Source organism: Corynebacterium lehmanniae (assembly GCF_043161975.1).
Taxonomy (GTDB): domain Bacteria; phylum Actinomycetota; class Actinomycetes; order Mycobacteriales; family Mycobacteriaceae; genus Corynebacterium; species Corynebacterium lehmanniae.
On record NZ_CP170998.1, the window covers coordinates 2,324,159 to 2,345,930 of the forward strand.

The window sequence follows — 21,772 nt, forward strand, 5'->3', positions numbered from 1 at the left end:
AGTAACGCCCGTCACACGGATTGGGTTGGTCGGTTTTGGGCGATTTGTCTCGGATATGAGACTTTTTGGGGGAGGGGCGTTCGTGCTCGAGCACAAACCCAGAGCAAGCGACCCAGAGCATGCCCGGATTTGGGGCAAAATCTGGGTCGCTTGCTCAGGGTTTGATGTACCAGGCGCTAGAAGATCAGGTAGGCGATCGGCACCGTCAGGATGATCGACAGCACCACGCGCTGGAACCAGATGATCACCATGTGGCTGATCTTCAGCGGGATGTCCGTGGCGAGCACCGCCGGGATCATCGAGGAGAAGAAGAACACCTGGCTGATGGAGACCACTCCGACGGTGAAGCGCAGCACCTCCGACTCGTGGCCGGATACCAGAGTTGCCGGCAGGAACAGTTCGGACAGGCCGATGGCGAAGGCCTCAGAGGCCAGCCACGGGTCGGGAAGCTGGAACAGCAGCACGAGCGGGTAGAACACCGCGCCGAGGATTTTGAACGCTGGGGTGTAAAAGGCCAGCGCCAGGCCGATGATGCCCACAGCCATGATGCCGGGGATGACCTGGATGGTCATGATCACGCCGTCTTTGAAGTTGCGCCACAGCGTCTTCGACAGCGAGTCAGCCTGCGCCAAAAACGCCATCGCTTCCTTCCACGCGGCGGCGAACACGTTGCCTCCCACCTGCTCTTCCGGTTGCGGGGTGGCGCCCGGGTAGTACTCGTCCGGGATGGTGGAAAGCGGTGGGATACGCACCACGACGATGGTGACCAGAAAGCAGACAATCAACGTCACGGCGAAGTACACGCCCCAGATGTCCATCAGGTCCAGGGTGCGGGCGACGACAACCATGAACGTTGCCGAGGCGGTGGAGAACCCGGCCGCGATGATGGACGCTTCGCGGGCGGTGTAGCCGCCGGTGCGGTACACGCGGTTAGTGATCAAAAGGCCCAGCGAGTACGAGCCCAGAAACGACGCCACCGCGTCCACAGCGGATTTGCCCGGCGTGTGGTAGACGGGCCGCATGAAGCGCTGCACCAGCACGCCGATGAACTCCATCAGGCCGAAGCCGACCAAAAGGCCGAGGAAGATTGCGCCCACCGGGATGAGCAGGCCGACGGGGATGACGAGTTTGTTCAGGATGAAGGGGCCGAGGCGTTCGTCGAAAAGAAAGGCCGGGCCGAAGCCGAAGACCAGCATCGCGCATAGCAGCACGGCCAGCGCGGAGAGGAACGCGAACACCGCGCGCGCCCGGTCCTCGCGCCACTTGCCGGTGGCAAACTGGTAGACGGCGCCGGCGGTGATCATCACCAGCGTGATGTACGGCAGCGCGGCGCTGAGCCCTTCTTGCAGCCAGCCGACGATGTGGTCCAGCAAAATCGTGTTCTTCTCGCCCACTGTGAAGGGGACGAAGAATGCGAACGAGCCGATGGCGCTGTAGACGAAGAAACGCCACTTCTGCTTTGGGTCGATACTGTCAACCTCGTGCGGCTCGGGCATTGAGGGCACGGGGGCGATGCCTTCGCCCTTGATCCAACGGGTGCTTCCGCCACGGCGGCGGGTGTTGAGGGGGTCCTCCATGGTGCTGCTCCTTCGCGGAACTTAGCGCGGGTCTTCGCTCAGCCAAGACTCGATGCGGTCGTTGTGTTGCCCCAGCTCCGGCGCCGGCGTTGGCCCTTCCATGCCGGCCAGCTTGAGCGGGGAAGCGAGGGTGCGGAACCCATCCGTTTCTTCAGCAATCACGCCGCGTTCCTCCGCGAACGGGCTGCGCAGCGCCTCGTCCAGGTCGTAGACGCGGGCGGTGGGCACGCCGTGCTCTTCAAACAGTGCGATTGTCTCGGCGCGGGTTTTGGTGCTCAGCGCCTCCTCGATCAGCTCGCGCAGCGCGACGCGGTTCTCGGAGCGGGCCACTGGTTCGGCAAAGCGGTGGTCAGTGGCCATCTCCGGGATGTCCAGCGCGTTTGCCAGGCGCTCGAACAGCCGGTTCGTGGTGATAGCGATGACCACGTCGCCGTCCTTGGTCGCATACGTGGAAAACGGCGCGGACAGGCCGTGGTCGTTGCCGATGCGGGTGGGCGGGACGTCGTCGTAAAGCGCGCGCATGCCCACGGACTCCATGACGGAGATGAGTGAGTCGTACATAGCAAGATCCAGATGCTGGCCGCGGCCGGTGGATTCGCGTTGGTAGAGCGCGGAGACGGTGCCGATGGCGGCGTAGAGGCCCGGGATGAGATCGCCCAGGGAGATGCCGACGCGCGTCGGCTTGCCGTTCTGCCAGCCAGTAATGGACATGAGGCCGCTCATCGCCTGGGCGACCAGGTCGTACGCGGGTTCCTTGGCCAAAGACCCGGTCTGGCCGAAGCCGGAGATGCTCGTGACGACGAGCCGAGGGTTGACCTCCAACAGCTCCTCGGGGCCCAAACCGAGCTTCTCCAACACGCCCGGGCGGAAATTCTCCACGACCACGTCGGCGCGGCGGACCAAGTCGCGCAGCACCTCTTTGTCGTCGTCGTTTTTGAAGTCCAGCGTGATGCCCATCTTTGAGCGGTTGAACAGGCGGTAGTAGGCGGACGTGCCGTCCACGAACGGGCCGAACTGGCGCGAATCATCACCCCAGGGCGATTCCACCTTGATCACCTCGGCGCCGAGATCCGCCAGGATCATGGAGCAGAACGGGCCCGCGAGCACCCGGGATAGATCGAGGACGCGGATACCGGAAAGTGGTGCATGCATGGTGTTTCCTCCTGCCCGAACTACACGAACGCCGACTCGCCCGTGATGGAGCGGCCGACGATGAGCTGGTTGATGTCGTAGGTGCCCTCGTAGGAGTAGATCGCCTCCGCGTCGTTGAAGATTTTGGCCATGCGGTAGTCCGAGATCAGGCCGTTGCCGCCTAGGATCTCGCGGCCGAGCGCGACCGTCTCACGCATGAGCTTCGAGGTGAACGCCTTGGCCAACGCGGACTGCTCGTTGCGGGCGGAGCCGCGGTCTTCCATGCGGGCGAGCTGCGCCATCATGGACTCGGAGGCGACCAGGTTGCCCTGCATCGTGGCCAGCTTGTTCTGGTTGAGCTGGAACGAGGAGATCTTCTTGCCAAACTGGATGCGCTCGTCCGCGTAGCCGAGCGCGACGTCGAGGGCACCCATCTGCGTGCCGACGGCCTGCCAGCCCACCGTGGATCGGGCGCTCTTGAACACCTTGTTGATGTCCTTGAACGAGTTCGCGCCCTCGAGCTTGTCGCTGTCTGGGACGAAAACGTTGTCCAGGGTGATGTCGGCGTTTTGCACCGCGCGGATGGCGATGCGGTTTTCCATCAGCGTGGCGGTGTAGCCCTCCGCCGTGGTGTCCACGATGAAGCCCTTGACCTGATCGTCCTCCGGGTCGCGGGCGTAGACGGCAACGTAGTCGGAGAAGGTGGCGTTGCCGATCCAGCGCTTTGCGCCGTTGAGGATCCAGCCGCCGTCGACCTTGGTAGCGGTGGTTCGCATGCCCTGCGCGACGTCGGAACCGGCCTCCGGCTCGGTGATTGCCAGCACGCCAGTCTTGCGCACCGCGTACAAATCCGGCAGCCAGCGCTCCTTCTGCTCCTCGGAGCCAAGCAGCTCGATGCTGCCGGTGAACAGGCCGTCCTGGCCGGAGAAGAACGTGCCCACGGAGCCGTCCGCGCGGTGGATCTCTGCCGCGACCAGGCCGGCCAGCAGACGGGAGCGACCCTGGCCGCGCACGAGGCTGATGATGTTCAGCTCGCCTATCGACGGCAGCAGCTCGTGCGGGAACTCCGAGCGGTTCCAATAGTCCACGGCGATGGGCAACACCTTCTCGTTAGCCCAATCGCGGACGTTGTAGAGGATGTCCTTTTCCTCCGCGGGCAGCTCGGACTCAAAATCGTAGAAATCGCCGTTCGGGTACCGTCCAGCCATGATGAGACTCCAATCACAATCGACGCGAAACTATGGTGTGCGCGACAGTGTATGGAGGTTTCGGGAGGTCACATCTGGCTTGCCGCGCGAGTTGTCTTGGATCCGAGACTGCGGGGTGGGGTTCGGTGGGGTGGCGCGCGCCGCGAAGTGTCGGCGCTGTGGGGGTTTGTTCACCCGACAGGACAGTCCGAGTGAACAAACCTCCTGGTGGGCGGGTAATTTGTTCACTTTGCCCAGGTCAGGAAAGCCGATCGCCGGATGTGTTCACGGGTGAGTGAATACATTGCTCCGGGGGCATGCCGTGGGGGCGTGTCGGGCAGGCCCCAGGGGCGAGCCCAGACCGCCTACCGCAGCTGGCCCACCGCGGCTTCGACGGCCTCGACGTAGTCGCCGCCCTTGACCAGCTGCACGGAGTGCTCGATTTCGGGGGAGAGGTAGCGGTCGGTGCCGGGGCCGTCGACAAGCTTGCGCAGCGCAGACACGGCCGCACCGGTGCCTGCGGAGGGCTCGCCGTCGCGCATGTCCAGAGCGCGGGCGGCGGTGAGGATCTCCACGGCGAGCACGCGCTGCAGGCCGTCGATGCTCCGGCGCAGCTTGCGGCCGGCGGACCAGCCCAAAGAAACGTGGTCTTCTTGCATCGCCGAGGACGGGATCGAGTCGGCGGAGGCCGGCACAGCGTTGCGCTTGAGCTCGCCGACGATGCCGGCCTGCGCGTACTGCGCAATCATGTGGCCGGAGTCCACGCCCGGGTCGCCGGCGAGGAAGGCGTTGAGGCCGCGGTTGCGGGCGGGGTCGAGGAAGCGGTCGGTGCGCCTTTCGCTAATCGACGCCAGGTCGGCCACGACAATCGCCAAAAAGTCCAGCACGTAAGCCGCCGGTGCGCCGTGGAAGTTGCCGTTGGAGGCCACGCGGCCGTCCTTGGCCACCACGGGGTTGTCGTTGGCGGCGGCGAGCTCCCGGTTGGCCACGGTGGTGACGTGGGTGAGCGTGTCGCGGAAGCCGCCGGCGACCTGCGGGGTGCAGCGGATGGAGTAGGCGTCCTGCACGTCGTTGGCCTTGAAGCTGTCCAGGGCGGCGGCGAGGATCGGCGAGTCGGCAGCGACGGTGCGGATGTTGTACGCGGAATCGGCCTGGCCCGGGTGGGGGCGCAGCTCCTGCAGGTCCTCGTCGAAGACGGACAGGGTGCCGGTCAGGCCCTCGACGCTCATGGCGGTGGCGATGTCGGAAACCTTGGCGGCCTCGCGCAGGTCCGCGATGGCCAGGCAGAGCATGCCGAGCATGCCGTCGGTGCCGTTGATCAGCGCCAGGCCCTCCTTTTCGCGCAGGACCAGCGGCTCGATGCCGGCAGCGGAGAGCGCCTCAGTCGCAGGGACGATCTCGCCGCCGCGGACGCGGACCTCGCCCTCGCCGAGCAGCGCCAGCGCGCAGTGTGCCAGCGGCGCCAGGTCGCCGGAGCAGCCGAGCGAGCCGTACTCGCGAACCACCGGGGTGATCCCGGCGTTGAGTGCGGCGGCGTACGTTTCCGCGACCACGGGGCGCACGCCGGTGCGGCCGGTGCACAGCGTGGACAGGCGCAAAAGCATCAGCGCGCGGATGACCTCTTCTTCCACCTCCGGGCCTGTGCCCGCGGCATGGGAGCGGACCAGGGAGACCTGCAGCTGGGCCCGCATGTCCTCCGGAATGTGCTTGGTAGCCAGGGCGCCGAAGCCGGTGGAGACGCCGTAGACCGGTGTCGGGTCCGCGGCGAGCTCCTCGACGCGCTCGCGGGTCGCGGCGATCTCACCCAGGGCGGCCTGGTCGATGGCGACCTCGGCTCCGTGGCGGGCGACGGCCACAACGTCCTCGACGGACAGGGCCCCAATACCAACTGAAACTGCGTGTGTCATGGGCGTGATAGTAGCCCACAAAAGTGCGTCCGGTCACACGTTTCCGAAGAACTGTGCGCGCAACCCTTCGGCGGCGGTCTGCAGCGCGCTGACCAGCTGCTGCGTGTCCGCGCTGTCCACGGCGAAGGTCACCGCCAGCGCGGCCGCTGGGCGCGAAAGGTGGTCCAGCACCGCCACCGCCACGGACTCCTGGCCGCGGGAGATGGCTTCGCGCTCGGTGGCGAACCCTTGGCGTCGATAGGCAGCAAGCTCCTCTTTGACCTCGCTGTAGCGGCGCCGCTCGCCCGAGGAGTTGTACGCGGCGCGCAGCTCCGCCTCCGGCAGCTGCGCAAGCATGATGCGCCCCGAGGCGGTCTTCAGCGACGGCAAACGCACGCCCACCTCCGTGACCAGCGACACCGCACCGGGGGCGCGCACCTCGTGCAGGTACACAATCTCCGGGCCGGCGAGGCGCGTCAAGTGCGCCGAACCGCCCGCGAGCTGCGCGATCCGCGCCAGCGGCTTCGTGGCCAGTCGCACCAGCGGCTGCTGCGTGGTGTAAGCCTGCGCCATGCGGTACGACGCCAGCCCCAGCCCGTACGTGCCGGGCTTGCGCAGGTGCACCACAAACCCGGAATCCTCCAGCTCCCGCAGCAGGTGGTAGGTGGTGGAACGCGGCAGGTCCAGCTCGCGCTGGATGCGGGTGGCGGAAATCGGCGCGTCCGTGGTGGACAACAGCGCCAGGATGCGCAACACGTTGTGCGCGGCGGGAACCTGCGGCTTAGTCATCGCACATAGTATGCCCACGGCGCTACCCTCGGAGGGCATGAACACTGTAACTGCACCGCTTTTCACCCCCGCTTCCAACTGGACCGGCCGCAACGACGGCCCCGGCCCTGAGCACGCCCGTTGGCACAGCGTCATCGACACAACTGCCCAGCCCACCGAGGGTGCCGTGCACCTGATCGGCTACGCCTCCGACGAAGGCGTCGAACGCAACGGCGGCCGCCAGGGCGCGGCGAAAGGCCCGGAGGCGTTGCGCGCGGCCCTCGGCTCGCTCGCGGTTCACGAGAGCACATCGCTTCTCGACGCCGGCACCGTGACCACCCAAGACACCGACCTCGAAGGCTCCCAACGCGAGCTGTCCGACCGGGTGCGCGACCTCGTGGCGGCGCAGGGCGCAGACGGGATGACCGTGGTCCTCGGCGGCGGGCACGAGACCTCCTTTGCCACCCACCGCGGCGCCTACGGGGCGATCGGGCCGATGCAGGTGATCAACTTCGACGCCCACTTCGATCTGCGCACCGAAACCCGCCCCACCTCCGGCACCCCGTTCAAGCAGATCGCCGGCCTGGTGGGCGAGGACTTCGACTACAGCGTCTTCGGCATCTCCAAGCCCAACAACACCAAGGTGCTCTTCGACACCGCCGACGAGCTCGGCGTGACCACCGTGCTGGACACCGAGCTGGCGGAGATGACCGTGCGCGAAGCCGCCGAGCGCGCCGTAGAGGCGGTGGCCGGCGACAAGCCGATTCATCTCTCCATCGACCTGGACGTGCTGCCGGCGGCGGTCGCGCCGGGCGTGTCCGCGCCCGCCGGGTTCGGCGTGGAGTACGCCAAGCTGCGCGCGATGGTCGCCGCGGTGGCTGCGACGGGGCGCGTCGCGCTTCTGGACGTCGTAGAGCTTAACCCCGACTTCGACGTGGACAACCGCACCGCCAAAGCTGCCGCGCGGCTGATTGACGATGCGGTTGTGGGGGCGAAGCTGCGTCGATAGGCAGCTGCTTCTTAGAAGAGCAGGTGCGCCACCGGCACAGTGATCAGCACGGTGAGCACCACGCGGATGAACCAGATCTGCACCATCTTCCAGATGCTCAGCGGGATGTCGGTGGCCAGCACCGCCGGCACCATCGCCGAGAAGAAGAAGATCTGGCTCACGCACACCACCGCCATGGTGAACTTCAGCACCATGTCATCCGAGCCTGCGCTGAGCGTCGCCGGCAGGAACATCTCCGCCAGACCCGACGCGAGCGCGCCCGACGTCGCCCACGGATCCGGCAGGCGCAGCGCCCACACCAGCGGGTAGAACGCGACGCCCAGGATCTTGAACACCGGGGTGTAGGTGGCCAACACCAGGCCGATCGTGCCCACGGCCATGATGCCCGGGGTGACCTGCACGGCCATGATCAAACCGTCGCGGAAGTTCGCCCACAGCACCTTGCCCAGAGATTCGGCGCGGTTGAGCTCCAGCTTCGCCTCGCGCCACGCGGCCTTGAAACGGTTGCCCTGAATCTCCTTTTCCGGGTGCGGCTGCGCGCCCGGGTAGTAGTCCTCCGGGATGCGGGTAATCGGTAGGATGCGCACCACGATCGCGGTGACGATGAAGGTGATGATGAACGTGATGAAGAAGTACGCCGTCCAGTGCTCCATCATGTCCAGCGTCTTCGCCACGATGACCATGAACGTCGCGGACACGGTGGAAAATCCCGACGCGACAATCGACGCCTCGCGGCCGTTGTAGCTGCCGTTTTTGTACATGCGGTCCGTGATGAGCAGGCCCAGGGAGTATGAGCCCAAAAACGACGCCACCGCGTCCACCGCGGACTTGCCCGGGGTGCGGAACACCGGGCGCATGATCGGCTGCACCATCACGCCGATAAATTCCATCAGGCCGAAGCCGACGAGCAGGCCGAGGAAGATCGCGCCCACCGGGATGAGCAGGCCCACAGAGATGACCAGCTTGTCCAGGATGAACGGGCCGATGTCAGGGTTGAACAGCCACGCCGGGCCGAAGCCGAACGTGAGCATCGCGCACAGCACGATTGCCAGCACTGACAGCCCCGCGAACACCATGCGCGGGTAATCCTCTTTCCAGCGCCCGGAGACGAACTGGTAGATCGTGCCCGCGATAATGGCGAACAGCGCCAGGTAGCGGGTGCCCTCGCCGAGCGTGGTGGTGATCCAGCTGACGATGTGGTCGAGCAGGATCGTGGACTTGGAATCGCCGATGGTAAACGGCACGAAGAACGCGAAGATGCCGATGGCGCTGTAGACGAAGAAGCGCCACACCGCCTTCGGTTTCGGGTCAGCCTCGTCCGCGGTGCTCTGTGGTGCGGGTTGGCCCTGGTTTTCGGCGCGGGTGATGTGTTCGGTGTTGTCGGTGGGGTCCTCAATGCCCTCGAAGCGGGGATTGTCCAGCTCCGGGATCAGCGCCTCCGCACCCGCCGGCAAGTTCTTCACCGGCCAGGCGGGGGAAAACCTGCGCCGAGAGTTCACCGGCTTCGCAGTCTCGTTCATGGTGTCCTTCCATCTCGTGCGTTTAGCACCGCAAAACCCTGCGGATATTGCGCAGAACGGAATTTTTCGGTGTCGGCGCATAATTTTTACACGAAAAGTGACGCAAAGCACAACTAGATGTCCTATGTTCTCTAGTTACCTGCAAGGTTTCCCTGAAAACTCCCAGCGCATACCCCTTTAGGAGGGTCCCGTGGAAGGTTTTATCGACTCCCTCAACGGTGTGATTTGGTCCAACGCACTCGTCTATCTGTGTCTCGGCGCGGGTGCGTACTTCACGCTCGCCACCCTGTTCCTACAGATCCGCTGCCTGCCGGACATGATCCGCCAGCTCAAGTCCGGAGAAAGCTCTGAGCAGGGTATTTCCTCGTTCCAATCCCTGATGATCTCGCTCGCCGGCCGCGTCGGTGTGGGCAACATCGCCGGCGTGGCCACCGCCATCGCGTTCGGCGGCCCGGGCGCGGTGTTCTGGATGTGGCTGGTGGCCCTGCTCGGCTCCGCCACCTCGTTCATCGAGTGCTGCCTCGCCCAGATTTACAAGGAGACCGACCGCGACACCGGCGAGTACCGCGGTGGTCCCGCCTACTACATTGAGAAGGCGTACAAGCACACTGCCGCAGCCCCGTTCATGCTGGTCTACGCCATTATCTTTGCGGTGTGCATGCTGCTGGCAACGTCCTACTTCCTGCCAGGGATTCAGGCCAACGGCGTGGCTGCGGCCGTCGATAATGCATGGGGCATCAATATCTGGGTTTCCGCCACGATCATGACCGTGCTGCTCGCGTTCATCATCATCGGCGGTATCAAGCGCATCGCGAACTTCGCCTCCATGGTGGTGCCGTTCATGGCCGGCATCTACATCATCATTGCCATCGTGGTGCTGTTCGCGAACGCTTCCCAGATTCCCGAGGTCTTCGGCACCATCGTCCGCGCCGCCTTCGACAAGGAAGCCGCATTCTCCGGCATGCTCGGCGCCGCCATCATGTGGGGTGTCAAGCGCGGCATTTACTCCAACGAGGCCGGCCAGGGCACCGGCCCGCAGTCCGCGGCCGCCGCCGAAGTCTCTCACCCGGCGAAGCAGGGCTTCGTCCAGGCGTTCGCCGTCTACATCGACACCCTGTTCGTCTGCTCCGCCACCGCCTTCATCATCATCTCCACCGACATGTACCAAGTCTTCGAGGGCCAGTCCGAAGACGGCGCGGTGATCTACGAGGGCTCGCTTACCGACGGCATCCCTGTCGGCCCCGGCTACGTCCAAGAAGGCCTGAACTCCTTTGCCGCCGGCCTCGGCCCGTCGTTTATCGCCCTGGCAATCATGTTCTTCGCCTTCACCACCGTGCTGGCGTACTACTACATGGCAGAGACCAACTTCACCTACCTGAACCGCTGGGTGAAGAACGAAGGCGCACGTAAGGCCATCATCTGGATCCTGCGCGCCCTGATCCTCGTGGCTGTCTTCATCGGTGCGACCACCACCCCGGGCACCGCCTGGGCGCTCGGCGACATCGGCGTCGGCGCGACCGCGTGGCTCAACATCGTGGCGATCATCTTCCTGCAGGTCCCGGCGCTGAAGTGCCTGTGGGACTACCGCCGCCAGAAGAAAGCTGGCATTGACCCGCACTTCGACCCCGAGGCGCTGGGCATCAAGAACGCCGACTTCTGGGTGGAGCGCAAGAACCGCATGATCGAGGCCGGCACCTGGCCGGGTGTTGAGGGCAAGGTTGTCACCACGACCCGCAACATCTAGCCGTAATCAAACCGGCTACCTACTGCCGCCGTAATCAAACCGGCTGTCGTGGCTGGCATGATCCGGGTGGTGGGTGTGGTCTGTTTCCGGAGCGGGGTGATCACCATGGTGATCACCGGAATGGTGGGGAGTGCTCATGACGTTCCTTCCGCTCAACCCGGTCGGGGTCGGGATGATGGGTAAAACTGATCAGGATAAGACGGTGTAGCCGGCCTCTTCGATGGCCCGGCGAACCATCTCCGGAGGTACGACACCGGTGACCGTGACGGTGGAAACACCACCAGCAACGAGATCAATCTGGACGTCGTCGACCTGGGGGAGGGCCTGAAGGGCCTGGGTCACGCTTTTCGCGCAGTGCCCGCAGGTCAGGCCGGTGACCTGGTAGCTAGGGGAGGATCCTCCTGCTGACGAGTCGCTGGCGGCAGGGATGGAGGCGGTGTCGACATGTGAGGCAGGTCCGCAACAGCTGCAGCCATGGGAGGCCATTGGCAAGAGGCGGGGCGGGGGGTTGGTCATGGGAAAGCTCCTATGGGTCGGTGGGATGCGGTAACGCTCGCTAGCATATACCCCCCCGGGGTACATTTTCAAGGGGCGGAGGGCACGGCCCTGACGCGGGGCAGGGTGTGGTCACCGAGCAGCCTCCTCGCTGTCGGGAGGGGACAGCGGGAGGCGGAGGGCAAACACCGCTCCGCGACCGGGTCCGGGGGAGGTGGCGGTGAGAGTGCCGCCGTGGGCCTCGATCAATGCCCTGGAGATAGTCAGACCGATACCGGCCCCGCCGTTATCCCGGCTGCGGGCGGCATCCCCCCGGTAGAAGCGTTCGAAGATGTGTCCGAGCTGGCTAGGTGGGATGCCCTCGCCGTCATCGGCGACGTGGATGAGCGCGGTGGACGCCCCCTGTCGGTGGACGCTGATCCGGACCTGCCCGCCGGCCGGGGTGTGCCGTAGCGCGTTCGACAGGAGATTGCTCATCACCTGGCCGAAGCGTTGCCGGTCCACGAGCACCCGGGCGGTGTCCGTAATGGTCTCGACCTGTAAATCGACGCCTTTGTCGGCATAAGCTTCCCCCGCGGCAGCAGCGGCGGTATGGAGCAGATCCCCGAGCCTCTCCTCCGCTAGGTCCAAATCGATCCGGTGTTCCTGGGCCCGGGAGACATCGTCAATGTCTTCCATCAACCGGGTCAGGCGGGTGAGTTGGTCAGCCATGATCGCGTGGGTGGCATTATCCCAGTCCACGACCCCGTCCTGGAGACCATCGAGGTAGACCGTGAGCACCGATAAGGGCGTGCCCATTTCGTGGGCCAGATCAGAGAGCATCTGGCGGCGGACCTGTTCGGTGTGTTCCAGCCGGTCGGCCATGGAGTTGAAGGCATGCGCCAGGGTGGTGACCTCGGGGCCTGCTTCTCCGGCGGGCACGCGGATACGATAGTTGCCGGCCGCCAGGCTGGTAGCGGCGCGGGTGAGATCCTGCAGGGGGGTGCGCAGGCGACGCGATAACCACAGGCTAGCCAGCAGGGCGCTGATCAAGGCGGTGGGCAGGGCGACGGCCAGGGTGATCAGGTTGGCGTCCCGGTAGGCCTGCTCGGCATGGAACAGCTCCAGCGAGGGGTCCTCCCGGCCGGCCATCGACATATGATCATGAAACAGGGTCGGGCCCACCACCGTGGCCACGGCCGCGGCCACCAGCAGGCTAATCACCACGACCAACACCTGGGCGGCCAGGAAGCGGAAGGTCAGGCCGGGTCCGTGATTCATGGCTGCCCCACCCGGTAGCCCACGCCACGCACGGTGTCAATAAACCCCCGGCCCCGGGTGTCGGTGCCGAGCTTGCGACGCAAGTTGCCGATGTGGACATCGACGATGCGTTCATCACCGACCCAGGTGGTGTCCCAGACCTCGGCGACCAGGTCGTGGCGGGTCAGCACCTGGCCGGGGCGCAGGGCCAGGGCAACCAGCAGCTCGAACTCCGTGCGGGTGAGCTCCACGGTCGTCTCCCCCACCCGCACCTGATGGGCGACGGGGTCAAGGATGAGGTCACCAACGATCAAGGGGGTGGTCACCTGCGGTGGGGTGGTGCTGGTGCGCGGGCGGCGCAGCACCGCATGCACCCGGGTCACCAGTTCCCGGATGCTAAAAGGTTTGGTGATGTAGTCATCCGCCCCCAGGGTCAAACCGCTGATCTTGTCGTCCTCGCTGCCACGCGCGGTGAGCATGAGGATGTAGCAGTCCGAGAAGGTGCGGATCCGTCGGCATACCTCCAGGCCGTCGAGTTCGGGCAGCCCCAGATCCAGTACCACAACATCGGGGGAAAAGCGACGGGCCTCGTCCACGGCCTGGGTGCCGGTGTACGCCTGGCGGGTATCGAAGCCGGCCCGGATGAGGTAGGAGGCCACCATCTGAGCCAGGGGTTGTTCATCATCGACGACCAGCACCCGCCCCGGGGGCGTGGCGGTGGTCGGTGTGTGGTCAGCCATAGACCCCAGTATCGCTCCGGCAAGGGGGAATACCACCCTCGCTCAGTGCCCGGCGGGGAAATCTTCATCAAATCTTCAAACATCACCCTTCGACCGCCGTCACCCCTGTGCCCTACCCCGGGCCGGCGGCATCGCCTCTCCTCGTCGGTTCAGCAGGCGCCACCAGGGATTTCACTGCCTGCACCGCATACCCGGGGCGGGTAGAACGACATCGCCCACGGCTGAGAGGTGGTGTTCCGGTGGTGACCCAGCCCACCGAATTCACCCCCTTTTCGCCCTGTTATAAGGCTGTGAGCAGGGTTTTTGAATCCTAGTCCGTCAGGCACCCGTGCTAGATAAAGGTATGGCATCGACCTTGAGGCGGTGTCTTCTCACGGTCCTACCACGATCCAAGGAGATTGACGTGAAACGAGCAGCGATCGCAGCCGCGGCCCTTGCCCTCGCCCTCACGGGGTGTTCGGCCGCCGACCCGGAACCCACCGCCGACGGGACGGAGTCCCAGGACACATTCCTGACTACCCATGGCCTGGCCGACATGGACGCGGTGGAGATCATTGATCACCTCGACCGGCAGAAGGTCACTGAGCGTCCCACGGATCTGATCGCCTCAGTGCGTGCCGATGAACTACTGCTCTCGAGCGATGACCAGGAAGTCGCGCTCGATCTTCCCGACAATCAGACGTATGTCTCGATCGCACCCTATCTCACCTCCACCCACGACTGCTTCTACCACAGCCTCACGACCTGCCAGGGGGAACTCGACAATGAGGATATCCAGGTCACGATCACCGATGAGGCGACCGGTGAGGTACTGGTGGACGAGGCGACAACCACCTTCGACAACGGGTTTATTGGCTTCTGGCTTCCCGATGATGTCACCGGCCTGATTGAGGTCAGCTACCAGGGGCATACCGGCTCCACGGAGTTTTCCACCACCGACGACGGTGCCACCTGTGTCACAGACCTGCGCCTGACGTGATAGCTCAGCAGGATCCTCACCTGCGACTGTCTCCCGTATCACTGAAATCTTGCACCAAGGAAGGTTAAATCATGACGAACGCGTTTTCCCGACGACAGTTTCTGCTCGGCGGGCTCGTCCTCGCCGGCACCGGGGCCGTGGCCGCCTGCACCAGCGACCCTGGACCCGCTGCCTCGGCACCAGGTCCCTCCCTTCGCCCCACTCCCACCCCCACTGCGCTCGGTGAGCCGACGGTGCGCCGGACACTGACCGCCCGGCCCCTCTCCCTGGATATCGGCGGCATCGAAGCCAAGACGTGGGGATACGTCTCTGACACCGGGGATGCGGCCATTGAGGCCACCGCCGGCGACGTCCTGCAGGTCGATATCACCAATGAACTGCCTGAGAGCACCTCCATCCACTGGCATGGCATCGCACTCCACAACGCAGCCGACGGTGTGCCCGGCATGACCCAGGACCCCATTGAACCTGGCGAGTCTTTTTCCTATGTTTTTGAAGTCCCCCACGGTGGCACCTACTTCTACCATTCCCACACCGGCCTGCAACTCGACCGGGGTCTGCACGCCCCTCTGATCGTCCGCGACCCGGACGACGCTGAGGATCAGGACGTCGAGTGGACCATCGTGCTCGACGACTGGGTCGATGGCATCGACGGCAGCACTCCCGACGATGAGCTCGACAAGCTCACCGGAATGGGTTCGGGCGACCATGACGGGAGGATGGGAATGGGAGGTCACGGCCAGATGATGCACGGCACCCCGGACCGGGTACTGGGCGGGGATGCCGGCGATGTGATGTATCCGCACTACCTCATCAACGGGCGTATCCCCCGTGCTCACCGGACCTTCGAGGCTCGCCCGGGCGACAAGGCCCGCCTGCGGTTTATCAACTCCGGCGGTGACACCATCTTCAAGGTGGCTCTCGGTGGTCACCGCATGACCGTCACCCACACCGACGGCTTCCCTGTCCAGCCCTGGGAGACCGAATCGATCTACCTGTCGATGGGCGAGCGTGTCGACGTCGAGGTCATCCTCGGCGACGGCATCTTCCCGCTCACGGCTTTGGCGGTGGGTAAGGACGACCGCGCCTTCGCCGTCATCCGCACCGCCGGCGGCCAGGCCCCCCGCCCCGATGTCGACTTCCCCGAGTTGTCGTCCACCGGACTGCTTCTGTCCTCCCTAAAGCCAGCAGACCGTGCACTCCTGCCCGAGGGCACACCAGACCGAGAAGTTAGCATCGACCTGGGCGGGCAGATGATGCCGTATGAATGGAGCATTCTCACCGACGGCCAATCCTCCTCCGCGACCGTGCAGGAGGGCCAGCGCCTGCGGATGGTCATGCGCAACAGGACCATGATGCCCCATCCCATGCACATCCACGGCCACACGTGGGCGCTACCCGGCAGCGACGGGCTACGCAAGGACACTGTCCTTCTCCGCCACGGTGAAACCATGATCGCCGACCTGATCGCTGACAACCCCGGTGAGTGGGCATTTCACTGCCATAACGCCTATCACATGGAAACCGGGATGCTCAGCTCGCTTCGCTACGAATAACCCCCACAGCAGGGGTGGAGTGCCGAGGTGGGCAGAGTCGCTGCAGACCACCCACCGGGCAGCACGATGACCTCCCTCGGTGTTGTGGTCTTCCGGGACAACCAGAACACCGTCTTCTTCCCCACCGCCCCGGAAAACCGAGATTATCTACGCAGAGGAGGAACGTGCCCCGCTGCCGGACTTCTCCGGCCCGTCGCTGATGGAGGAGGGTGAGGAGATCAGCCTGTCTGTTTTTGAAGGCGAGGTCGTCGTCCTCAACGCTTGGGGCCAGTGGTGTGCACCGTGTCGGGCGGAAGTCGATAACCTGCAGCTTGTCCACGCAGATCATGGAGATGTACTCGTACATATTTCCCAGCGGCTGCGTATCTGTGGCGCACTACGCTCTTGCTCTGCGCTGGCTCACCGACTTCAACACTGCCGGGTATGCTGCTGTTGTTGCCGTTCAGGCGCTACTGTTAATGCTGGTTGCCGCGGTATCGTCTAACGAGGCGGCTTTTCGCAGCCGCTGGTCGGGCTGGTGGCTGCTCACCCCTGCGGCCCTGGTGTTATTGGAGGCTGTGCAGCACCGGTTCCCGTTCGGCGGTTTCCCGTTGTCCGCTTTCGGATACAGCCAGACCGATGGTCCTTTCATGGCGGCAGCGCCCCTGGGAGGGACTCTCCTGGTGACCGCGTTGGCCGCAGTTGCGGGGGCCGTTGTTACCGCTGTCATCTTCGGGCCGAGACGAGCCCGTGCAGCATCCGTGGTCGCAGTGGTCGTGGTACTCGCGGTACCGGCGTTCGCGTCAACGATCGTAGATGATACGGCAGAAGGCAGCCTTGACGTCGTGCTCGTGCAGGGTGGAGGCCCCGTGGGCTTCGCGCGGTCAATACCGATCCGTTTGATACGACCCGCCGGCACCTACAGGCTGCCGACGATATCACCGGGGACCCTGATCTGGTTCTGCTGCCCGAAAACGTCGTCAATATCGACGGCTCAATCGACGGGACGCGCGTTGATGCAGCTTTCGCTGAACTGGCCAGGCAACTCGACACGAACATCGTCGTCGGAATTACCGAATCTGAGGATCAACATTTCAGGAACGCATCCATAGTGTGGGGGCCGGACGGGACCCGGTTAGGACGCTATGAGAAGCATCATCGTGTGCCGTTCGGCGAGTACATCCCTATGCGCAATCTGATTGAACGACTCAGCGAGGACGCACGGTTCATCCCCCGCGACGCCATTGCCGGAGAGGGACCGGCGGTGCTCGATCCCAGCGGGACACCACGATTGGGGATCGTCATTTCTTATGAGGTCTTCTTCGCCGACCGGGTCGCTGATGCCGTTCGCAATGGTGGGCAGCTACTCCTCGCACCGACCAACGCCGCGTCTTTTGTGACCGAGGAAGTACCTGCAATTGAAGTGGCCGCATCCCGGATGCGTGCCCGCGAGTTTGGCCGCACCGTTCTCCAGGCTGCCCCCACCGGATACTCCGCAGTTATCCAGCCCGACGGCATAGTCTCACAACTCAGTGGCCTGGGCACGAACGAACTGCTGACGGCAACCGTTCCCCTTCATACTGGTTTGATGCCGTATGCGCGCATGGGGGATACACCCCTGTTGGTTCTCGCGATGCTGGCTCTTGCATGGCCTGCGGTTACCGGCCTCGTCAGCTGGCGCAGGAGAAGGCAGGTTACGGGAATATCCCACTAAACGTGGATTACGGCACCTGCTCCTCGTTGGCGGGACGCTCGCCGCCCCCATATATGACGAGCACGGACTGCCTCCCCTGTGCCCCGGTCTGGCCTGCCTGGAGAAGCTATCAAGTCCGGGCTGTGTCGGCGATGAGTGAGAAGCGTCTCTGCGGTCTGAGGCGGGTGCCTCACGCCCAGTCACTGTCGCCGGTTCCGGTGTCGGGGCCGGTCCTGGTGAGTGCGGGAAGGTTAGAAGGTGACGCCGTGCTCGGCGAACCAGGGCAACGGGTCGACCGCCCCGCTGCCAGTCGGGTAACGCTCGAGGTGCAGGTGAGAGCCGGTGGAAAACCCCCGGTTGCCCATGCCAGCGATCCTCTGACCAGCGGTGACGCGTTTTCCAACGGTCACGTCGAAAGTCTCCATATGACCGGAGACGGCAATCGAGCCATTATCGTGCTGGATGCGGATCCACTGCCCGAAACCGGAGGCCGGGCCGGAGTCAATGACAGTGCCGCCCATCGCCGCGAGGATCGGGGTACCTACGACGTTGGCGATGTCGATACCCGCGTGGAGGGTTCCGCAGTGCACGCCGGAACCGGAGGTGAAGGTGCCTTCAGCGGGCTTGACCACCGAGGGCGCGCGGGCAGCGCGCTCCTTCTCGGCCCGCTCGGCGTTGTACTGGATGGCCTTGTCCAGCTGCTCGTCGATGTTGGCGACCGGCTTGAATTCGGAGATCGCGAGAATCTGCGGTGCGGCCTGCGTCCCACTCGAGGACAGGGCCGTGTCGTTGGTGGCCAAATCCACCTCGACGGTGGCAGCCTCCGGGGAGACCGGAGCCTCGACCTCGGCCGGGGCTTGGAACCGAGACGCTGATCAGCTCACCGTCATTGACGGCCGTGGACTACCCAGCTACAGCACTCCCCGTCGTCGCCCCGCAACTTTTCCACTCCGCCGAGACGGCGGAACGTGGGCCAGGGCGTCGATGGCGGTGGCAATCACTGCTGCCATTGCCGGGCCAGCGTGCGAAGGGCTGTCGCAGTTGAAAGCTTATCGATGATCAGATACCGCGGCACAGGTATGGACAGGCAGGTCAGTCCAGTTTGGGGTCGGACGTGAACTCCTTGTGGGAGACACCGCCCGCCTCCTGACGGGTAGCCGCTGCGGCACGGATATCCTCGCCATCCTCCAGCGCCTGAACCGCCCGGTCGTAGAAGTCCGGGGAGACCACCACCGCCCGGCGGCGGGGCCCGCGACTGGAGATGGTGACCGGTTCACCTTGGGCGGCATCAAGATAGTGGCTTTGTTCGCTGCGGAACTGACTGAGGGTGACCGTGATGCCCATACCCTTTAACGTACATTTTGTACAAGAAGTGCAGCAACGATCGCGGCCGTTCCGGAAGTCCTGCCCGCCGAACGGGACGCTTAGGGGCAGACACCTCCTTGACTGATACCCCCCATGGGTATAGGTTGAAGGTTGTTGGGCATCTCCACTCCTGCCCTTCAGGACATCAAGGAAAGGATCATCTGATGAGCGCCGTAACAAAGAAGTACATCATCGAAGGCATGACCTGCGGACACTGCAAGTCCTCCGTGGAGGAGGAGATCGGCGAGGTCGCCGGTGTGACCATGGTGGAGGCCACCGTGGATACCGGGCAGGTGACCGTCACGGGTGAAAACTTCACCGACGACGATGTTGTCGCCGCCGTCACGACAGCCGGCTACACCGTCAAGCCCTAATCCCTGGGCCCGGTCCCCGCCTCGCGTAGACACGGCCGGGCCAACCCTGCTGGATATGCCCATCAGGCCCAGCCATGCCGGTTCGATATCCCCGACGGTGCATCTGTGGGCGGGCCTTTTGGGACCTCGGAGATGCACCTCACGACTGTTTACTGAAGGACTGATCACTGATGATTCAAACTCAACCGTCGGTTGACCTACTCCAGGTCGATCTGGGCGTCACCGGCATGACCTGTACGTCGTGCTCAGGGCGGGTGGAACGCAAGCTCAACAAGCTCGATGGCGTGGAGGCCACCGTTAACTTCGCCACCGAATCCGCCTCCGTCAGTTACGACCCCACCAAAGTCGACGCCGATCGGCTGATCGAAACCGTGCGGGGTGCCGGGTACGACGCGTTCACCATGGGGGATCAACACGCCTCCGCCGTGGACAGCGGTCCGGAGGAGGACACCGAGGTGGTCGGTGACCGCCACGAACAGGCCCGCGAGGCCGAGGCCACAGACCTGAAGACGCGTCTGATCGGGTCGACGATCCTCTCCGTTCCGGTGGTCGCGATCTCGATGATCCCGTCCCTGCAGTTCATGAATTGGCAGTGGGCCCTGCTCGTCATGTCCACCCTGATCTACTTCTACGGTGGCGCCCCGTTCCACCGGGCGACCTTAACCAACCTGCGTCACGGCTCGACCACGATGGACACACTCGTGTCTCTGGGCACTACCGCTGCGTATCTGTGGTCGCTGTGGGCCTTGTTTTTCGGCAACGCCGGGCACCCCGGCATGGTGATGGAGATGAGCCTGCTGCCCCGCGATGACGGCATGGACCACATCTACCTCGAGACCATCGCCGTAGTCATCACCTTCCTGTTGCTCGGCCGGTGGTTTGAGGTCCGCGCCAAGGGCCAGTCCTCCGCGGCGCTGAAGTCCCTGCTGGACATGGGTGCGAAAGACGCCGCGGTGATCCGCGACGGTGAGGAAGTCCGCGTCCCGGTCTCCCAGCTGACAGTCGGTGACGTCTTCGTCGTCCGCCCGGGTGAGAAGATCGCCACCGACGGTCGTGTCATCGAGGGCACCTCGGCCATCGACGAGTCGATGCTGACCGGCGAGTCCGTTCCCGTCGAGGCCGCCCCCGGCACCCCGGTCACGGGCGCGACGATCAACACCTCCGGTCGACTGCTGGTCGAAGTCACCCGCACAGGTTCGGAGACCACGCTGTCCCAGATGGCCAAGCTGGTCACTGACGCCCAGGCGAAAAAAGCCCCGGTCCAGCGCCTGGTGGATAAGATTTCCTCGGTCTTCGTCCCGACGGTCATTGTCGTCTCCATCATCACCCTGATCGTCCACCTCGCCGCCGGCAGCGGGGCGAACTGGGCCTTTTCCGCCGCAGTCGCGGTGCTGATCATCGCTTGCCCATGCGCCCTGGGACTGGCCACCCCGACCGCCCTGCTGGTGGGCACCTCCCGGGGCGCGCAGCTGGGCTTGTTGATCAGGGGCCCGGAGGTCCTTGAATCCACCCGCCAGGTCGACACCATCGTCATGGACAAGACCGGCACCGTCACCTCCGGGGTCATGTCGGTCACCGGCGTCCACGCCGCCGACGGCTACACCAACAACGAGGTCCTCGCCTTGTCGGCGGCCGTCGAAGCAGGTTCCGAGCACCCCATCGCCAAGGCGATTGTCACCGAGGCCGAGCGCTCCGGGAACATCCAGGAGGCCACCGACTTCGACAGCACCGCCGGCCGGGGCGTCACGGCCACCGTCAAGGGTCACGTCGTCACCGTGGGCCGTCCCGCCGGCCAGCTGCCCCGTGACCTCACCACCGCCTTCGACCACGCACAGTCGCAGGGCGCGACCCCGGTGGCCGTCTACGTCGATGACCAGCCCGCCGGTGTGGTCGTGGTGCGCGATGTCATCAAAGACTCCTCAGCGGAAGCGGTCGCCCAGTTCCGCAGGCTGGGGTTGAGGCCGTACCTGCTCACCGGCGATAACGCGAAGGCCGCGGCCGCCGTCGCCCAAGAGGTGGGCATCGATGCGGCCAACGTGAGTGCCGAGGTCATGCCGCAGGACAAGGTCGCGGTCATCGAGAAGCTACAACATGAGGGCAAGAAGGTCGCCATGGTCGGCGACGGCGTCAATGACGCGGCCGCCCTGGCCCAGGCCGATCTGGGTCTGGCCATGGGGGCGGGCACGGATGTGGCCATCGAGGCCTCCGATATCACCTTAATGAACAACGACCTGCGCTCCGCGGGCGATGCCATCCGTCTGTCACGTCGCACGCTGGGCACCATCAAGGGCAACCTGTTCTGGGCGTTCGCCTATAACGTCGTGCTGATCCCGGTCGCCGCGATCGGTTTCCTCAACCCGGGGTTGGCGGGCATTGCGATGGGCTTCTCCTCGGTGTTCGTGGTCTCCAACTCCCTCACGCTGCGTAGATTCAAGTCCTCCCACGACAACACAAGTTCCTCACCGCAGCCCGCTCGCCCCTCCGTGCGGCAGCCGGTCACCGCCTAATCCACATCCTTTTCTAGCGATAA

At 64.7% G+C, this 21,772-nt stretch carries 17 protein-coding genes and 3 pseudogenes; 9 read left to right on the forward strand and 11 right to left on the reverse strand.

Going from position 1 to position 21,772, the window contains the following annotated elements:
- Positions 1 to 176 precede the first annotated feature (176 nt).
- The 5 genes from ACF3NP_RS11120 to ACF3NP_RS11140 all read right to left on the reverse strand — a co-directional run bounded on the left by ACF3NP_RS11120 (position 177) and on the right by ACF3NP_RS11140 (position 6,570).
- On the reverse strand, positions 177 to 1,577 hold the full coding sequence (locus ACF3NP_RS11120; RefSeq protein ID WP_236883432.1) for a YjiH family protein: 1,401 nt from the start codon (positions 1,575 to 1,577) through the stop codon (positions 177 to 179).
- A 21-nt stretch (positions 1,578 to 1,598) separates the two neighbouring features.
- The gene (locus ACF3NP_RS11125; protein ID WP_181889266.1) at positions 1,599 to 2,729 is read right to left on the reverse strand and encodes a CaiB/BaiF CoA transferase family protein; all 1,131 of its coding nucleotides are present in this window, start codon (positions 2,727 to 2,729) and stop codon (positions 1,599 to 1,601) included.
- A gap of 20 nt (positions 2,730 to 2,749) precedes the next feature.
- Positions 2,750 to 3,916: an acyl-CoA dehydrogenase family protein gene (locus tag ACF3NP_RS11130; RefSeq protein ID WP_181889265.1), complete on the reverse strand. Its 1,167-nt coding sequence runs from the start codon at positions 3,914 to 3,916 to the stop codon at positions 2,750 to 2,752.
- A 344-nt stretch (positions 3,917 to 4,260) separates the two neighbouring features.
- Positions 4,261 to 5,802, reverse strand: coding sequence for a histidine ammonia-lyase (gene hutH, locus ACF3NP_RS11135; protein ID WP_181889264.1), 1,542 nt, complete (start codon positions 5,800 to 5,802; stop codon positions 4,261 to 4,263).
- A gap of 33 nt (positions 5,803 to 5,835) precedes the next feature.
- On the reverse strand, positions 5,836 to 6,570 hold the full coding sequence (locus tag ACF3NP_RS11140; RefSeq protein ID WP_181889263.1) for an IclR family transcriptional regulator: 735 nt from the start codon (positions 6,568 to 6,570) through the stop codon (positions 5,836 to 5,838).
- 37 nt (positions 6,571 to 6,607) lie between these two features.
- On the opposite strand from ACF3NP_RS11140, the gene hutG reads away from it, so the two are divergent.
- On the forward strand, positions 6,608 to 7,558 hold the full coding sequence (gene hutG / locus ACF3NP_RS11145; protein WP_181889262.1) for a formimidoylglutamase: 951 nt from the start codon (positions 6,608 to 6,610) through the stop codon (positions 7,556 to 7,558).
- 11 nt (positions 7,559 to 7,569) lie between these two features.
- On the opposite strand, the gene ACF3NP_RS11150 is transcribed toward hutG, so the two are convergent.
- Positions 7,570 to 9,078, reverse strand: a complete 1,509-nt coding sequence (locus ACF3NP_RS11150) for a YjiH family protein (RefSeq protein ID WP_181889261.1) — start codon at positions 9,076 to 9,078, stop codon at positions 7,570 to 7,572.
- Between the two features lie 190 nt (positions 9,079 to 9,268).
- Here ACF3NP_RS11150 and ACF3NP_RS11155 point away from each other — a divergent pair, with 190 nt between their 5' ends.
- The gene (locus tag ACF3NP_RS11155) at positions 9,269 to 10,822 is read left to right on the forward strand and encodes an amino acid carrier protein (protein ID WP_181889260.1); all 1,554 of its coding nucleotides are present in this window, start codon (positions 9,269 to 9,271) and stop codon (positions 10,820 to 10,822) included.
- Positions 10,823 to 11,011: 189 nt separating this feature from the next.
- On the opposite strand, the gene ACF3NP_RS11160 is transcribed toward ACF3NP_RS11155, so the two are convergent.
- From ACF3NP_RS11160 to ACF3NP_RS11170, 3 genes are all read right to left on the reverse strand, one after another.
- Positions 11,012 to 11,338 carry a heavy-metal-associated domain-containing protein gene (locus ACF3NP_RS11160; RefSeq protein WP_181889259.1) on the reverse strand — a complete coding sequence of 109 codons (327 nt, stop codon included), beginning with the start codon at positions 11,336 to 11,338 and terminating at the stop codon, positions 11,012 to 11,014.
- A gap of 111 nt (positions 11,339 to 11,449) precedes the next feature.
- Positions 11,450 to 12,577 carry a sensor histidine kinase gene (locus ACF3NP_RS11165; protein WP_181889258.1) on the reverse strand — a complete coding sequence of 376 codons (1,128 nt, stop codon included), beginning with the start codon at positions 12,575 to 12,577 and terminating at the stop codon, positions 11,450 to 11,452.
- Complete coding sequence (locus ACF3NP_RS11170) at positions 12,574 to 13,296, reverse strand: response regulator transcription factor (RefSeq protein ID WP_181889257.1); 723 nt, start codon at positions 13,294 to 13,296, stop codon at positions 12,574 to 12,576. Before ACF3NP_RS11170 ends, ACF3NP_RS11165 begins: the two co-directional genes overlap by 4 nt.
- 403 nt (positions 13,297 to 13,699) lie before the next feature.
- Between ACF3NP_RS11170 and ACF3NP_RS11175 the strand changes: the two genes are divergently transcribed.
- The 5 genes and pseudogenes from ACF3NP_RS11175 (at position 13,700) to ACF3NP_RS11195 (ending at position 17,524) form a co-directional block, all read left to right on the forward strand.
- On the forward strand, positions 13,700 to 14,275 hold the full coding sequence (locus tag ACF3NP_RS11175) for a CueP family metal-binding protein (protein WP_085957612.1): 576 nt from the start codon (positions 13,700 to 13,702) through the stop codon (positions 14,273 to 14,275).
- A 71-nt stretch (positions 14,276 to 14,346) separates the two neighbouring features.
- The gene (locus ACF3NP_RS11180; RefSeq protein WP_181889256.1) at positions 14,347 to 15,831 is read left to right on the forward strand and encodes a multicopper oxidase family protein; all 1,485 of its coding nucleotides are present in this window, start codon (positions 14,347 to 14,349) and stop codon (positions 15,829 to 15,831) included.
- Between the two features lie 79 nt (positions 15,832 to 15,910).
- A pseudogene (locus ACF3NP_RS11185) lies at positions 15,911 to 16,147 on the forward strand (TlpA family protein disulfide reductase); the annotation flags it as partial.
- A 16-nt stretch (positions 16,148 to 16,163) separates the two neighbouring features.
- Positions 16,164 to 16,463, forward strand: a pseudogene (locus tag ACF3NP_RS11190) (apolipoprotein N-acyltransferase); the annotation flags it as partial.
- Between the two features lie 311 nt (positions 16,464 to 16,774).
- The gene (locus ACF3NP_RS11195; RefSeq protein WP_235969955.1) at positions 16,775 to 17,524 is read left to right on the forward strand and encodes an apolipoprotein N-acyltransferase; all 750 of its coding nucleotides are present in this window, start codon (positions 16,775 to 16,777) and stop codon (positions 17,522 to 17,524) included.
- 230 nt (positions 17,525 to 17,754) lie between these two features.
- Here ACF3NP_RS11195 and ACF3NP_RS11200 read toward each other — a convergent pair.
- Together ACF3NP_RS11200 and ACF3NP_RS11205 are read right to left on the reverse strand one after the other, a co-directional pair.
- Positions 17,755 to 18,354: pseudogene (locus ACF3NP_RS11200) on the reverse strand (M23 family metallopeptidase); the annotation flags it as partial.
- A gap of 241 nt (positions 18,355 to 18,595) precedes the next feature.
- Positions 18,596 to 18,847: a type II toxin-antitoxin system prevent-host-death family antitoxin gene (locus ACF3NP_RS11205; protein WP_070471922.1), complete on the reverse strand. Its 252-nt coding sequence runs from the start codon at positions 18,845 to 18,847 to the stop codon at positions 18,596 to 18,598.
- 185 nt (positions 18,848 to 19,032) lie between these two features.
- Between ACF3NP_RS11205 and ACF3NP_RS11210 the strand changes: the two genes are divergently transcribed.
- Entirely contained in the window at positions 19,033 to 19,242 is a 210-nt protein-coding gene (locus tag ACF3NP_RS11210; RefSeq protein WP_034997583.1) for a heavy-metal-associated domain-containing protein, read from the forward strand.
- A 170-nt stretch (positions 19,243 to 19,412) separates the two neighbouring features.
- Positions 19,413 to 21,749 (forward strand): heavy metal translocating P-type ATPase, encoded by a 2,337-nt coding sequence (locus ACF3NP_RS11215; protein WP_070471924.1) that lies wholly within the window; start codon positions 19,413 to 19,415, stop codon positions 21,747 to 21,749.
- The last annotated feature ends 23 nt before the right edge of the window (positions 21,750 to 21,772 follow it).

Bases quoted from the DNA above. Each gene is read 5' to 3' on its own strand.
- ACF3NP_RS11210 (WP_034997583.1), top strand. From the start codon at position 19,033: ATGAGCGCCGTAACAAAGAAGTACATCATCGAAGGCATGACCTGCGGA.
- hutG (WP_181889262.1), top strand. From the start codon at position 6,608: ATGAACACTGTAACTGCACCGCTTTTCACCCCCGCTTCCAACTGGACC.
- ACF3NP_RS11205 (WP_070471922.1), bottom strand. From the start codon at position 18,847: ATGGGCATCACGGTCACCCTCAGTCAGTTCCGCAGCGAACAAAGCCAC.
- ACF3NP_RS11150 (WP_181889261.1), bottom strand. From the start codon at position 9,078: ATGAACGAGACTGCGAAGCCGGTGAACTCTCGGCGCAGGTTTTCCCCC.
- ACF3NP_RS11165 (WP_181889258.1), bottom strand. From the start codon at position 12,577: ATGAATCACGGACCCGGCCTGACCTTCCGCTTCCTGGCCGCCCAGGTG.
- ACF3NP_RS11160 (WP_181889259.1), bottom strand. From the start codon at position 11,338: ATGACCAACCCCCCGCCCCGCCTCTTGCCAATGGCCTCCCATGGCTGC.
- ACF3NP_RS11170 (WP_181889257.1), bottom strand. From the start codon at position 13,296: ATGGCTGACCACACACCGACCACCGCCACGCCCCCGGGGCGGGTGCTG.
- ACF3NP_RS11140 (WP_181889263.1), bottom strand. From the start codon at position 6,570: ATGACTAAGCCGCAGGTTCCCGCCGCGCACAACGTGTTGCGCATCCTG.
- ACF3NP_RS11120 (WP_236883432.1), bottom strand. From the start codon at position 1,577: ATGGAGGACCCCCTCAACACCCGCCGCCGTGGCGGAAGCACCCGTTGG.
- hutH (WP_181889264.1), bottom strand. From the start codon at position 5,802: ATGACACACGCAGTTTCAGTTGGTATTGGGGCCCTGTCCGTCGAGGAC.
- ACF3NP_RS11130 (WP_181889265.1), bottom strand. From the start codon at position 3,916: ATGGCTGGACGGTACCCGAACGGCGATTTCTACGATTTTGAGTCCGAG.
- ACF3NP_RS11125 (WP_181889266.1), bottom strand. From the start codon at position 2,729: ATGCATGCACCACTTTCCGGTATCCGCGTCCTCGATCTATCCCGGGTG.
- ACF3NP_RS11180 (WP_181889256.1), top strand. From the start codon at position 14,347: ATGACGAACGCGTTTTCCCGACGACAGTTTCTGCTCGGCGGGCTCGTC.
- ACF3NP_RS11215 (WP_070471924.1), top strand. From the start codon at position 19,413: ATGATTCAAACTCAACCGTCGGTTGACCTACTCCAGGTCGATCTGGGC.